The 13,255-nt window shown below is 71.1% G+C and carries 12 protein-coding genes and 1 pseudogene; 4 read left to right on the top strand and 9 right to left on the bottom strand.

Going from position 1 to position 13,255, the window contains the following annotated elements; translation table 11 throughout:
* Positions 1 to 265: 265 nt before the first annotated feature.
* From ACI2L1_RS30270 to ACI2L1_RS30250, 5 genes are all read right to left on the bottom strand, one after another.
* Positions 266 to 1,162 (bottom strand): universal stress protein, encoded by an 897-nt coding sequence (locus ACI2L1_RS30270; protein WP_404742574.1) that lies wholly within the window; start codon positions 1,160 to 1,162, stop codon positions 266 to 268.
* 20 nt (positions 1,163 to 1,182) lie between these two features.
* Positions 1,183 to 2,118, bottom strand: a complete 936-nt coding sequence (locus tag ACI2L1_RS30265) for a universal stress protein (protein ID WP_404742573.1) — start codon at positions 2,116 to 2,118, stop codon at positions 1,183 to 1,185.
* 217 nt (positions 2,119 to 2,335) lie between these two features.
* A complete protein-coding gene (locus ACI2L1_RS30260; RefSeq protein WP_404742572.1) occupies positions 2,336 to 4,705 on the bottom strand; it encodes a glycoside hydrolase family 65 protein in 2,370 nt (789 codons plus the stop codon).
* Entirely contained in the window at positions 4,702 to 5,427 is a 726-nt protein-coding gene (locus ACI2L1_RS30255) for an HAD family hydrolase (RefSeq protein WP_404742571.1), read from the bottom strand. The genes ACI2L1_RS30260 and ACI2L1_RS30255 overlap by 4 nt, the downstream gene beginning before the upstream one ends.
* A 205-nt stretch (positions 5,428 to 5,632) precedes the next feature.
* A complete protein-coding gene (locus tag ACI2L1_RS30250) occupies positions 5,633 to 6,508 on the bottom strand; it encodes a universal stress protein (RefSeq protein ID WP_404742570.1) in 876 nt (291 codons plus the stop codon).
* Positions 6,509 to 7,028: 520 nt separating this feature from the next.
* On the opposite strand from ACI2L1_RS30250, the pseudogene ACI2L1_RS30245 reads away from it, so the two are divergent.
* The 3 genes and pseudogenes from ACI2L1_RS30245 to ACI2L1_RS30235 form a co-directional block, all read left to right on the top strand.
* Positions 7,029 to 7,202: pseudogene (locus tag ACI2L1_RS30245) on the top strand (universal stress protein); the annotation flags it as partial.
* 41 nt (positions 7,203 to 7,243) lie between these two features.
* The gene (locus tag ACI2L1_RS30240; RefSeq protein WP_404742569.1) at positions 7,244 to 7,612 is read left to right on the top strand and encodes a universal stress protein; all 369 of its coding nucleotides are present in this window, start codon (positions 7,244 to 7,246) and stop codon (positions 7,610 to 7,612) included.
* 84 nt (positions 7,613 to 7,696) lie between these two features.
* Positions 7,697 to 8,206, top strand: a complete 510-nt coding sequence (locus tag ACI2L1_RS30235) for a flavodoxin domain-containing protein (protein WP_404742568.1) — start codon at positions 7,697 to 7,699, stop codon at positions 8,204 to 8,206.
* Positions 8,207 to 8,228: 22 nt separating this feature from the next.
* On the opposite strand, the gene ACI2L1_RS30230 is transcribed toward ACI2L1_RS30235, so the two are convergent.
* From ACI2L1_RS30230 to ACI2L1_RS30215, 4 genes are all read right to left on the bottom strand, one after another.
* Entirely contained in the window at positions 8,229 to 9,137 is a 909-nt protein-coding gene (locus tag ACI2L1_RS30230) for a 2-oxo acid dehydrogenase subunit E2 (RefSeq protein ID WP_404742567.1), read from the bottom strand.
* Positions 9,138 to 9,641: 504 nt separating this feature from the next.
* Positions 9,642 to 9,839, bottom strand: coding sequence for a hypothetical protein (locus ACI2L1_RS30225; protein ID WP_404742566.1), 198 nt, complete (start codon positions 9,837 to 9,839; stop codon positions 9,642 to 9,644).
* Between the two features lie 225 nt (positions 9,840 to 10,064).
* Complete coding sequence (locus tag ACI2L1_RS30220; protein WP_404742565.1) at positions 10,065 to 10,172, bottom strand: MBL fold metallo-hydrolase RNA specificity domain-containing protein; 108 nt, start codon at positions 10,170 to 10,172, stop codon at positions 10,065 to 10,067.
* Positions 10,162 to 11,439: an MBL fold metallo-hydrolase gene (locus ACI2L1_RS30215; protein WP_404742597.1), complete on the bottom strand. Its 1,278-nt coding sequence runs from the start codon at positions 11,437 to 11,439 to the stop codon at positions 10,162 to 10,164. Before ACI2L1_RS30215 ends, ACI2L1_RS30220 begins: the two co-directional genes overlap by 11 nt.
* A 416-nt stretch (positions 11,440 to 11,855) precedes the next feature.
* Between ACI2L1_RS30215 and ACI2L1_RS30210 the strand changes: the two genes are divergently transcribed.
* A complete protein-coding gene (locus ACI2L1_RS30210) occupies positions 11,856 to 12,974 on the top strand; it encodes an ABC transporter ATP-binding protein (RefSeq protein ID WP_404742564.1) in 1,119 nt (372 codons plus the stop codon).
* The last annotated feature ends 281 nt before the right edge of the window (positions 12,975 to 13,255 follow it).

Raw genomic sequence — 13,255 nt, 5'->3', positions numbered from 1 at the left:
CTAGTCGTGCCTGATGGGAAGGCCGTCGGCGCACGCGCCCGGCCTTGAGGAGGTCCACGGCATCCAGGCAGGGCCTCATCGGTTCCGCGTGACCTGCCGGAGCACGCCGCAGCCCCCTCGTGACTCATCCTTGCGGGGCACGTCCTGCGTGCCCAGGGGCCGCTGGGCCCTCGTCACGGCCACTCGGCCCTCAGATCGAGGCTGCGTCGACACCCGGCCGCTGGCACGCCGAGGGCCGCCGTCACGCACGAGGCGCTCTGTCGGGTCAGTCGTGCGGGATCACGGCGATGGGGCAGGTCACGTGGTGGATCAGTGCGTGGGCCACCGGGCCGGTGTGGGAACCGACGGCGGCTCGGCGCCTGCGGCGGCCCGCCACCAGCAGACCCGCTCCGCCTGCTGCCTTCACGAGCACCTGGGCCGCGCGCCCCTCATACAGGGCGTCGCGCACGAAGACACCGGGAAACTTGTCGCGCCAGGGGACAAGCAGCACCGCGAACTCCCTTTCCGCGTTCTCCCTGATCAGCCCGCGCTCCTCGGCGTCGGGGATGCCGCGTCCGAACGGCACGTGCCAGACGTGCACGACGCGCAGGGGAGCCCCTCGCAACTGCGCGGCGCGGAAAGCGAATTCCAGCACGGCATCGCACGGACGACCCACGTCGACCGCGACCGCGACGTCGCGGTACGGGGTGCGGGCCGAGGGCTTCCCGGACCCGTCCGGCACGTGTTCGCGCTCGGCTGTGTCATCGGCGCGTACGAGGACGACCGGTCCTGCGGCGTGTGCCACGGTCGCCATGGCCACCGAGCCTGCGAGGAGCCCTTCGACGCGGCCCAGGCCCTGGCTGCCGATCACGAGGAGCTCGGCGTTGTCGCTCTCAGCGAGCAGCGCCGGGCCCGGTGGCAGGCGCACCTGTTCGGCGGCGATATGCACCTGCGGGTAGCACTCGTTGAGGCGGTCGCCGGCGCCGCGCAGCACCCGGCGTGCCTCGTCCTGTGGCGCCCTCAGTTCCGGCAGGGTTGCCTCCGTCTCCTCCTCGGGGAGGCCTTCACGGGCGTGCACCAGACGTAGCGGCAGCCCTCGCCGCAGGGCTTCCCTGGCGGCCCAGCCAGCTGCCGCGAGGCTCTCGCGCGAACCGTCCAGACCGGCCACGACTGGATTGAGCACGGCTGTCACCTCCTCCGTCCTCACTCATGGGGTACGACGGCCACGGGGCAGCCGACGTGCTGGATGACGGCGTGGGTGACGGGTCCGGTGCGTGGACCCACCGGCCGTTCGGCCAGCCGGTGGCCGACGACGAGGAGGCTCGCTCCGGAAGCGGCCCGGATCAGCGCGGTCGGAGCCTTGCCCTTCGACACCGACTCCACAACCTCGACGTCGGGGTACTTGTCGCGCCATATCTGGAGCACGGCGGACAGGAAGCCCTGCCACTCCTCCTCGCGCGTCGGGTCACCCACCAGGCCGATGTCCCCGGGCCCCAGGCTGAGCGGGGAAGGCGCGTGCCAGGCGTGGACGACCCGCAGCCTGGCGCGACGCAGCCGGGCCGCGGCGAAGGCGAACTCGATCACCTCGTCGCACCGGTCTGCGAGGTCGAGGCCCAGCACCACGTCCCGGTATCCGGTCCGGGTGGAGGCGCTCCCGTCGTCCGCGGGAAGATGCTCGTCCGCCGCCTCCTCCCCCGAGCGTACGAGGACGACGGGACGCGTGGCCCTCGCCACCACGTCCTGCGCGACCGAGCCCACGACGAAACCGGCGAGGCCGCTCAGCCCACGCGAGCCCAGCACCAGCAGGTCGGCCTGCTCAGCCGCCTTCACCAGGGCCACGGCGGCGGGTCCCACGACCTGCTCGTCGTACAGGCGCACGCCGGGGACGGCACTGCGGATCCGCTCCTCCGCCTGGCGCAGGGAGCGCCCGGCCAGATACCGCTGGGCGGCGTTGGCGGGTACGCCATCGCTCTGGCGGGGGTGCCAGTTCCAGGCATGCACCAGCCGCAGCGGTCGGTCGCGCCGTTCGGCCTCGCGGGCGGCCCTCCCCCACTGCCTCAAGGGCGTGGGAGGTGCCCCCATGGCTGCGGCCAGGGACTCGGCGGTTCCGTCGACTCCGGTGATCACGGGCTGAAGCATGACGCGCGCCTCCGACGCTCTCGGTCATTCTCGGTCTGTTCCTCATGACCAGCGTCACGCCACGGCGGCCGGGCCGGGAGGGGCTGTCCGGGGCCTCGCCCAGGGCCATCCGGCCCATCCTCAGCTACTGTTCATCGGGCGGGGGGAAGCCGTACGACGTCGTGCGGCACACCAGTGCCCGAAGTCCCCGCTTGTCGTCGCCCCGGCGTAACGGACGTCAGTCCTGGAGCACCAATCGGCAGGTCTCCCCGGGCTGGACGCAGACCGTGCGATCGGGCAGCCGTACGTCGATCGGAGCCTCGTCGGAGGCGGGCACGGCGATCTCCAGCCGACCGCGTTCCAGTCGCAGCCGTACACCCCAGTGGCCCTGGTAGCGGAGGGCGAACCCGTACGACGACAGCTCCGGCAGCGGCACGGGGTCGAGCCACAATGCCCCGCCCCTGGTCTCCAGCCCGGTCAGCCCGCGCTGCACCAGGTCGAGCGTGCCGGCCATGGCGCCCAGGTGGATGCCCTCGCCCGTGGTGCCACCCTGGACGTCGGCGATGTCGCCCTTCAGAGCCTCCAGACAGAATTTCCAGGCTTCGGCGCGCCGGGCCCGGGCCAGGACCCAGCCGTGGACCAGACCGCTGAGGGTGGAGCCGTGGCTGGTGCGGGCCAGGTAGTAGTCGACGGTGCGTTGCCAGGTGTCCTCGTCGAGCCGGTAGCCCAACCTGCTGAAGAGGCCCTGGAGTTCGGTCGGCGAGAAGAGGTAGCCGAGCATCAGCACGTCGGCCTGCTTGGATGCCCGGTAGCGGTTGACGGTGTCTGACTCCGCCTCCAGGATCCGGTCGAGCCGTCGGATGTCGTCGTAGCGCTTCCGGTAGCTGCCCCAGTCGAGTTCGGCGAGGTCGCCGTATCCGGCGAACTGGCTGATGACGCCGTCGTGGAAGGGCACATGGAGGCTGCGGGAGACGTCCTCCCACTGTTCGAGTTCGCCGCCGTCCAGGCCGGTGCGCTCGACGAGTTCGCGGCGACGGGGCTCGGGCAGGGTGCGCAGCACCTCCAGGGTGCGGGTGAGCACCCACGCGGCCGTGACGTTTGTGTACGTGTTGTCGTCGAGGCCGGGTTGCTGCGCCTCCGGGTAGGCGTCGTGGTACTCGTCGGGACCTACCACGCCGTGGATGCGGTGCCGCCCGAGGCTCTCGTCGTAGGTCGCCGAGTCCGCCCAGAAGCGGGCGACCTGCAGCAGCATCTCGGCGCCCTTGGTGTGCAGGAACTCGGCGTCGCCGCTCGCCTCGCAGTACTGCCACACGTTGTACGCGATCGCCGACCCGACGTGGTGCTGGAGCCGGGAGTGGTCGGGCAGCCAGCGCCCCGAGCGCGGGTTGAGGTGCAGTTGCTGCGTCTCCTCGCGGCCGTCGCTGCCGCTCTGCCACGGAAACAGGGCGCCCCGTCGACCGACCGCGCGGGCCGCGGAACAGGCCCGGTCCAGGCGCCGGTGGCGGTAGCGCAGCAGAGCCCGGGACACCTCAGGGAAGTGCAGGTTGAGGTACGGCAGCACGAACAGCTCGTCCCAGAAGACGTGACCGCGGTACGCCTCGCCGTGCAGTCCCCGGGCCGGGACCCCCACATCGAGATCGGCGGTGTGCGGCGACAGCGTCTGCAGCACGTGGAACAGGTGCAGCCGCAGGATGCCGCCCACCTCCCCGTCGATGTCGAGGCCGGCCCGGCGCCAGAGCTGGTCCCAGGCCGTGAGGTGCGTTTCGAGCAACTCGTCGAAGCCCCCCGCCCCGCCGACACGGTCGATCGCGGCGTACAAGGGATCACTGATCGCCGGGTCACGTGAGGTGTGCAGGGCCACGGTCTTGTCAACGGTGGCGGTGCGGCCGGGGGACAGCCGCAGTCGAACCCGCTGGACGGCGCGCGGGAATGCGTGGCGCGTGGTGACGGGAGTGTCGGCGGTGAGCCGGGCGGCCATGCCGATGCGGACGTCCGAGGTACGGGTACGGCAGCGCAGCCACACCGTGTCGGGCGCGGCGGTGCCGGTGTGCACGTGGGTCAGATGGCGGCCGTCCAAGTCCCGGTAGCGCGGCACGCCGGCGTTGTTCACGCCGCCGTCGAGGAAGGCCTCGACCTCGAGTTCGCCGGAGAACCGGTCCGCCGTGAACTCCGTGCGCAGGGCGACGAGATGGGGGTCGGCCATGTGTACGAGACGCTGCTGACGTACGGACAGCGCGCGTCCGTCGCCGAGGTCGTACCGCGTCCGGCGCTCCAGCAGACCCGAGGCCAGATGCAGCACCTGACGGTGATCGAGCACCGTCGCGGTGTCCGGCGTGAGCCACTGTCCGTCAGCGAGCCGGAAGCGCAGCGGTAGCCAGTTCGGGAGGTTGACCATGTCCTCGTTCTCGACCCGGCGTCCCGCCACGTCGGAGGTGAGCCGGTTGTAGCAGCCGGCCGCGTAGGTGCCCGGGTAGTGCACCGCGTCCGCGGCGCACTCGGGGAGCACCCCCCGCGTGGCGAAGTAGCCGTTGCCCAGCGTGCAGAGCGACTCCCGCAGACGTTCGTCCGCGGGATCGTAGCCCTCGTACTCCCAGGTCCAGCCCGTCACGTCGGTGTCCCTCCCGCGAGCAGTTCTCCGAGATCCCGTACGACGATGTCGGCGCCGTGTCGCAGCAGCCTCTCAGTGGTGTCCGGGCCGGCGGTCCGGTCCACGCCGACCACGAGGGCGAACCCACCGCGCCGTCCCGCCTCGACGCCCGCCAGCGCGTCCTCGACGACCGCGGCACGGCCGGCGGGGACACCGAGGCGGCGGGCCGCCTCCAGAAAGAGGTCGGGTTGAGGCTTGCCCGGCAGTCCCAGCCGGGCCGCCTCACCTCCGTCGACGAGCGTGTCGAAGAGGTCCAGCACCCCGGCGTGGCCGAGGAGTTCACGGGCATGGCGGGAAGCGGACGCGGCGGCCACGGGCACCCCGGCCCGGCGCAGGGCGCGCACCAGCTGTACCGTGCCGGGATACGCGTCGACGCCGGGCTCGCGCAGCCGCTCCGTGAACAGCCGTTCCTTGTCCGCGGCGACGGCCTGCACCATCTCGGCCGACGACGCGAAGCCTCGTGAGGCTAGGAAGGCGGCGGCGCCGTCGACGCGTGACCTGCCGTCCACATACCGCAGGTAGTCGTCCTGCGGATCGAACGGGCGCCGCAGGTCGGGGTTCTCGGGCGGGTGCTCGCGTAGGAAGGCGTCGAATGCGGTCTTCCACGCCGCAGCGTGTACCCGGGCCGAGTCCGTGATCACACCGTCGGTGTCGAGGACGACGGCTCGGACGTCCCGGAGCAAGGGCGCGAGTGCGGCGCGGGATGGGGGCCCGGCGACCGGGGCGTTCACGGCCGCTGCCCTGCCGTGTGGGCGGTGAGGACGGGCAGCCGCTTGCCGGAGCCGCACTCGTCGCCGTGCCGGCCGAGGCCGTCGATCGCGACGGGGACCGTCATACGTTACTCCCTGGCGAGTAGGGCCGAGCCGGACGAGGAGGTGTGGTTCACGGTCAGTCCCGTTGCGGCACGATCGCCACCGGGCAGTCCGCGTAATGGAGCAGTGTGTGCCCCACCCGGCCCAGCTGGAGGCCGAAGTGACCGTGCCTGCGCCGGGCACCGATGATCAGGAGGTCTGCGGCGGCGGAGCGGTTCAGCAGCACCTTGCGGGCCGGTCCTTCGACCGTGGTACGGCGCACCCGGACACTCGGATGGTCCACGACGACGTCGTGAAGAAGAGCGTCCAGCAGGGTGGACGCCTGCTCTTCGTGGTAATGCGCGGGCTCCCCGACCAGCAGGGGATGGTCGGCCGTCTCGTGCGCGGGGCAGCGCCAGGCTCGTACGACATCCAGGGTGCACTTGCGCGCTTCGGCCTCGTCGAAAGCGAAGCGCACCGCTTCACGGCACGACGAGGGCTCCCCCGCACCGAGCAGGATCCGCTCGTGGGTACCGTCCAAGCCGGCCTTGTCACCCCGGACCACGATCACCGGGCAGTGGGCGCGGGCCGCCACCGTCAGGCTGACCGAGCCGAGGAGTAGTTCCTTCAGCGCGCCGCGGCCGCGTGCTCCCGTCACGAGGGCAAAGGCGTTGTGGCTTGCGCGCAGAAGGCCGTCCACCGCCTCTTCGGGCACCATCTCGGAGGAGACCTTCACGTCCGCGTTGCGCCGTCCGGCGCGCTCCGCCGCGGATCCGACGATGTTCTCCCCCATCACCTCCTCGGACGGGTCCTCCGGGCTGTCCGGAGAGACAGCACCTTCGTAGCGTTCCCACAGCGAGGCGTACAGCAGGCGCAGTGGCAGGCCGAGCCGGGCAGCTTCGTCCACCGCCCAGTCCACCGCCAGCAGACTCGCATCCGATCCGTCGACGCCCACGACCAGGGGCAGAGCCATCTCCCTCACCACCTTTCGCCGGGCTGCGGAGATCGCGCAGCAGAGCGTTCCGTCATCACCGTCGCACCCCGGGCCGGGCGGCAACAGGGGCGTTTCGGGTGCTTGCGCGGGACCTTCGGCCCATGCCGCCGTACTCCGCAGGCGGCGCGGGACGGTCACGGGCCCGAAGCAGGGGAGCGGGAGCATGGCTGCTCTCCTTGGTCGTGGTCACCGGTGTCGGAGACGAGTTCCGTCACGACGAAGGCGGCGGCGTGGGCAGGGTCGTGTTCACACGACTGAAGGATCGCGCGATCCGCCGTACCTCCCCAGGCCGTCACCTCCGTTCGAACGGGGGAGCGCCCCTTCCGCCCGGCGCCGCCCTTGAGACACACCACTGCGTCCCGTGTCGGCCGGTCGGCCCGTGGGAGGACGCCGAGCTCGCCGTGGCGCACGCCGCCGCGCACGCAAAGCCGGCGTCGCCGTACCGAGTCGCCTGCGACCACCGCCGACAAGGGACCGTTCGGCACCTGGACGGAGCCCCATGGCCCACGCCTTGCCTACCCGGTTCGGGTCACCGTCGAGACAAGAGACCATCGAGGAGACTGCCATGACCGAACTCGCTCACGGCAACAGCATCGTGGTGGGCGTCGACGGGTCCGAGGCGTCCATGGCCGCGCTGCGCTGGGCCTTCGAGCAGGCCGGAGCTTTGGGTGCGGACGTCGTCGCCTACACGCCTGGGTACCGGCGGGGCGCAGCATGGCCTCCTGTGCACCCGCGTCAGCGTGTCCGATCCCCGCCGATGAGCGGGTCCAGGACGCGGAAGTGCTCGCCGCGACGGTGCGGAAGGTTTTCGGCCCGCAGGTCCACGGTGCCGGTGCCGTACGCGCCGTCCTGGTGGGGGGCCCGCCCGGGCGGGTACTGGTGCAACTGGCGAGCGGCGCCCTGTTGCTCGCCCTCGGGCGCAGGGCACACGGACAGTACGGACAGCCCGCGATCGGTGCGGTCGGCCGTGCCTGCCTGCGGAACGCGGCGGTCCCTGTGGTGGCGGTGCCTGCCACGGAGCGGGTCGCGACGCCGCTCGGGGCCGTCGCGGCACCCTCTCTCGCCCGAAGCGGTGCCGCGTAGCCGCGGTGAAGCGGGTCGTGCCCTCGGGCACCGCGGACTCGGCCCCCGGAGCTCGCCTAAGTCGAGGAAAGTCGAGGTGACGTCATGGACATCCTGGTGGGCTACGCGACCGCGCACGGCTCGACGCGCGAGATCGCCGAGCGACTGGCCACCAAGCTGAGCGAAGCGGGACTCAAAGCCGAGGCGCGGTCCATGGAGGCGGTGGACGACGCCGACGCGTACAACGCGTTCGTCCTGGGCAGCGCCGTCCACGGACAGACCTGGCTGGACCCGGCCAAGGACTTCGTACGTCAGAACCTCGACATACTGGGCTCCCGGCCGGTATGGATCTTCAGCGTCGGCATGCCAGGCGCTCTGCGCGGACCCTGGAGGCGCATGGCGGACAAGGAGATCCCGGTGATCGTCGAGAGTCTGCCCGGTGACCTGTCGTACCGGGACCATCGGCTGTTCTCCGGTGTCGTGGTACGGGACCAGCTGCCCGTCACCGGACGCATCCTGTTCCACCTGTTGGGCGGCCGGTTCGGCGACTACCGAGACTGGGACGCCATCGACGCCTGGGCCTCCGGGATCGCCGACGGGATGGCCCGCGGATGAGGCAGGACGGCGACGGCAGGGCTCACCCGGGTCCGCTGGAGCCCTGCCCCTGTTCGTCATCGTCCGTGCGCAGGGGCTCCGCGTGCTCGATGAGGAGGCGGAGATCCGCCACGAACCGGGCGGCGGGTGCGCCGTCGATCACGTTGTGGTCGAAGGTGATGGTCAGGTCCAGCACGTCACGGGCCTCGATCTGCCCGTCCACGACGTGGGGCCGCCGGGTCATCCCTCCGATGACCACCTGGAGGGGCATCAGCGTGGGCGGGGCGATACCGAAGCCGCCGCCGGCGCCGAACATGCCGACCGCAGTGACCGCGACGGTTCCGGTCAGCTGCCGTAGGCGCACGGACCGGGCCAGCATCATGTACATGGCCGGCACCAGGCCTGGCACCCGGGTCACGGCGGGACCGAAGCGATCGAGCATCCGTCCTGTGCCCGTCACCGAGTGATCGGCCTTGACCGCGCGGAGCTCTGCTGTGAGGTCCCGGACGTCCCGCGCGTCGGCGTCCCGCAGGACGTGCGGGAGGGCGAAGGGACCCTGGCCCGTCTCGACTTCCACCAGGGTGGTCACGTCGACGTGCTGATGGCGGACGAGGCGGCCGCGCCAGTTCCGGTAGGCGTGCGTGTCGGGGTGCGCTGCCGCGGCCCGGGCGACGGACGCCACCACGAACGCGGTGAAGGAGACCGGCCCGTCGGCGACGGCGAGCAGGTTCCGCGCCGTCGTGACGTCGAGTTCGATGAGGCTGTGCATGGGAGCCATACGCCGTCCGGCACGCTCCGCGGCGACCACCAGCCGCCGGCTGGACGGAAACGGTTCGGTGTCGATGCGGCGCGGTCGACCCCGGGGGCCCGAGGCGGTCGTCGCGGTCGGTGGAAAGGCGTCGCCGGTGGGCGGCGAGCCGCGCTCGTTGATCCTCTCGCCATACCTGCGCATGACGTTCCTCCCGTCACCGGGTGTGCTACACATTCGTCATACGCCTCGACCAGCGTCCAGGGGTCGCCGTCCACCGACGTCTCGTTCCGCCACAGCATGTCCAGCGGATCCGTCGCGTCCCACACCAGGCGCAGCCGGACCGTCGGCTCACCGACCGTCTCGAGTTGAGCCTATCCCCGTCGATGCGCCCGCGCATGACGCCGCAGCGGCCGTAGCAGTCCGCGAACGTCGCCCGGTAGACACCAGACGCCAGACGCCGGGTCTCAGCCGACGACCCAGTGCAGTTGCCACGTCAGCGTGCGGGATCCAGCGGCCGTCCTGGATGCGCTCGTGCCTGCCCGAGCCACGGGCGATCATCGCTGGTGGCTTGGGACCCATGCCGTCCGCTTCCACGATGCCGGTCCACGTCATGAGCCCGGCAGAAGCGGGCCAGCGCTTTCATTTCCGGTCCTGCGACGATCGGCTTGGGGATCCTGTCAAGGTCGGCGACCACGGCCGTGCCCCTCAGGCGCGGACGGAAGTGCGGTGGTCCGCGACCGTCGACGCCGCCCCGCCCTGCTCCGACTGGCTGCGGACACGACGACGCAGGAGCCGAACCGCCAGCGCGTCGAACGCTGCGGTGAGGACACATGTCACACCGATCGACACGACCAGCAGAACGGCGAACCGCTCCCAGAACTCCGGTGTCAGACTCGTACCCACTGTCCTGGCTCCTTTCGGATCGGCGTCGTTCTTCTCACTCCCAGCCAACTCCGATACGGATTCCGGCACATGGGCCGATAGGCCCGGGAAGAGGCCGCGAGTGGCCCCTGTGCCGGGCCGTGCGGGCCGGTCCGTGACCGCTGGCTCATCGCCGTGCGGCGGAACACGGACGAAGCTCTCCACGCCGACCGGGCGGCTCGTCGAGGAGCCGGTGGGCCCTCACTGTCACCGGACGAGTACGCGCTCCCCGGAGCGCGGTACGACGGCGGCCCAGCCCAGAGTCCGGTCGATGCGGTCACGCAGGGCGTCGGCTGCGTCGGGCTCACCGTGCACCAGGTAGGTGGTGCGCGGGGTGGGGGGCGCCGCGCAGCCAGTCGATGATCCGGGTGGCGTCGGCGTGGGCCGAGAAGCGCGGTACGCCGGCGACCTGAGCGCGCACCGGCACGCACTCACCGATCATCTTGAGCGCCTTGGCGCCGTCGACCAAATCCCGGGCACGCGTGCCCTGAGCGGCGAAGCCCACCACGACGACGGCGTTGCGCGGGTCGGGCAGCAGACGTCGGAGGTGGTGCAGGACGCGGCCAGTGGCCATGCCGGACGCCGACACGATGATGGCGGGTCCGCCCCCGCGGCTGATGTCGAGGGACTGCTGGATCGACCGCACGGCGAGGAACGGCTCGGGACTCCGCGCGGCCGTGCCCGCCGCCGTCACCTCCGGGCGCAACTCGGGATCCCGGGTGAGGATGGCGTCCCGGTAGACATCGAGGGCGGCGAGAGCCATCAGGCTGTCGATGTACACGGGAACGGCTGCCGGGATCCGGCCCGCCCGGCGGAGTTCGGCGAGTTCGTGCAGGACGACCTCGGTGCGGTCGAGGGCGAAGGCCGGGATGACGACGGTGCCGCCGCGGGCGAGGGTACGGCTCAGCACGTCGGCGAAGTGTGTCCGTCCCGCCTCGTCTTCGTGGCGACGGTTGCCGTACGTCGACTCCATGAGCAGTACATCCGCTCCGGAGAACGGCTCCGGAGGGCGCAGCAGGGGGTCCCCCCCCTGGGGGAGGATGGCCGGGGCGGCCCAGGTCGCGCTGACGGCCAGCGTATCTCCGTCCTCGAAGGTCAGCCGGGCCCAGGCCGATCCGAGGATGTGGTCGGCGGGGTGCAGCGTGCGCCTGGTTCCGGCGGCGATGTCGGTCGATGTGCAGGTCGGTACCGGGGCGACGAGTTCGAGGGTGCGGTCAACGTCTGAGTCGTCGTACAGCGGCTGTGCCGGCCGGTGTTTGGACCAGCTGTGCTCGTTGGCATGCCGGGCGGTCTCTGTCTGCAGCTTGGCGCTGTCCCGCAGCACGATCTCCATGAGGCGAGCGCTGGACTCCGTCGTCACGATCCGTCCCTGGAAGCCGTGACGGACGAGTCGGGGCAGATATCCGCAGTGGTCGAGGTGGGCGTGGGTGACGACCACGGCCTCGATGTCCGCGGCGTCGCAGGGCAGGCCACGCCAGTTGCGCCTGCGCAGGTCGGCGAGGCCCTGGAAGAGCCCGCAGTCGACGAGTACACGGGCGTGGTCGCTCTCGACGAGGAACTTGCTGCCGGTGACCGTTCCTATGCCACCCAGGAACGTGAGCAGCGCGGGCCGGTGGTGCGAACCGTCGGGTGAGGTACCACAGTGGTCATGACGTCGGTCTCCTCGGAGTCGGGGCCGAACGGCCTTGGTGGTTCCCCAGCTTGCGAGGACATGGGTGCCGTGCCATGGGCCGATGGGTCCCTGGACGGGTCTGGGCGGCCTTTCCTGCCCTTGCGCGTATCCCTGTGGGCCGCTGACCGTGGGACCGCAGAGCTTGTGCTTCCTGCCGCACGCCGACAGGGCCTACCGGCCCATAGGTGGGGACGTCGAGGACCTGCCGCGCCAGTGGGCGCCGTTCGAACCTGAGGGCGTAACACCGTCAGGCGCAGGAGGCCCCCTCGCTCCGTGCCGGATCTTCCCGCTGCGCCACTGAGGGGGCCGTCAGGGAGGGGAAAATCATGGCGTCCGTCACCTTCGACAAGGCAACGCGGCTGTTCCCGAAGATGAGCCATCCGGCCGTCGACGCGCTCGATCTGGAGATCGGCGACGGCGAGTTCATGGTCCTTGTGGGCCCGTCGGGCTGCGGCAAGTCCACTACGTTGCGCATGCTCGCCGGGCTGGAGGACGTCGACTCCGGGACGATCCGCATCGGCGACCGGGACGTCACCCATCTCCCGCCCAAGGACCGTGACATCGCCATGGTGTTCCAGAACTACGCGCTCTACCCGCACATGACGACGGCGGACAACCTGGGCTTCGCCCTGAAGATCGCGAAGGTGCGCAAGGACGATGTGCGGCGCCGCGTCGCCGAGGCCGCAGGCATCCTCGGCCTCGACGACTACCTCGGCCGCAAGCCCAAGTCTCTCTCCGGTGGCCAGCGCCAGAGGGTCGCGATGGGGCGGGCCATCGTCCGCGAACCGCAGGTCTTCCTCATGGATGAGCCGCTGTCCAACCTGGACGCGAAGCTGCGGGTCCAGACCCGAACGCAGATCGCCTCGCTGCAACGACGACTCGGCACCACCACGGTTTACGTCACCCACGACCAGGTCGAGGCTCTGACCATGGGGGACCGTGTGGCCGTCATGAAGGACGGCGTGCTGCAGCAGGTTGGCACGCCCAGGGAGGTGTTCCAGCGCCCCGCGAACGCGTTCGTCGGCGGGTTCATCGGCTCGCCCGCGATGAATCTCTTCCGTCTCCCGCTCACCGCGAACGGGATCGAACGGGGCGGGCTGGTCCTGCCGTTGCCCCGGTCGGCATTGCGGGCCGCATATGAGGAGGGCTCAACGGAGGTCGTCCTCGGTGTCCGGCCCGAGCAGTTCGCCATCGTTTCCCGGGAGGACTGCGAGACGCCCGGACTGGATGTCGTGGTCGACGCGGTCGAGGACACCGGCGCCGTCACGTATCTCCACACGACCGCGAAGGTCGGCACGGATGCCGCACAGGTGGTCGTCCGTGCCCCGGGACGGCAGTCGTACGACAAGGGGGAGGAGTTGCGCGTCGCCGTCAACCCGACGGCCGTGCATCTGTTCTCGGCGAAGACGGAGCTCCGGCTGCCGACCGAAGAAGCCTCCACCTGAAGCATGGCCACACCACGGTGCCCGCGCGCGACACGCTCGCGGGCACCGTCACGACGCTGCCTGCGTGCCTGAACTGACCGACACCAACGGACCGCTGCGAAACACTTCCCCTGGGGCACCGACCTCCCGGTCCACGGCCCTGGGCCGCCGTCGCCGCCGGACTCGACGGCCGTCCACGCAAGGCGCTCGGCCGGGTCTCCCGGCCGAGCGCCTTGCGTGGACGGTTCGCCGCATGACGTGACCTGACGACGTTTCGCGACGATCAGTGGGATCCGCTGTTG

Origin of the sequence: Streptomyces sp. NPDC019531 (genome assembly GCF_044903305.1) — a bacterium.
In the GTDB taxonomy this organism is placed as follows: Bacteria; Actinomycetota; Actinomycetes; order Streptomycetales; family Streptomycetaceae; genus Streptomyces.
This window is presented reverse-complemented; position numbering and strand designations above follow the sequence as displayed.

Coding starts and splice junctions, on each gene's coding strand:
- ACI2L1_RS30265 (WP_404742573.1), bottom strand. CDS start 2,118: ATGCTTCAGCCCGTGATCACCGGAGTCGACGGAACCGCCGAGTCCCTG.
- ACI2L1_RS30250 (WP_404742570.1), bottom strand. CDS start 6,508: ATGGCTCTGCCCCTGGTCGTGGGCGTCGACGGATCGGATGCGAGTCTG.
- ACI2L1_RS30240 (WP_404742569.1), top strand. CDS start 7,244: ATGGCCTCCTGTGCACCCGCGTCAGCGTGTCCGATCCCCGCCGATGAG.
- ACI2L1_RS30235 (WP_404742568.1), top strand. CDS start 7,697: ATGGACATCCTGGTGGGCTACGCGACCGCGCACGGCTCGACGCGCGAG.
- ACI2L1_RS30230 (WP_404742567.1), bottom strand. CDS start 9,137: ATGCGCAGGTATGGCGAGAGGATCAACGAGCGCGGCTCGCCGCCCACC.
- ACI2L1_RS30210 (WP_404742564.1), top strand. CDS start 11,856: ATGGCGTCCGTCACCTTCGACAAGGCAACGCGGCTGTTCCCGAAGATG.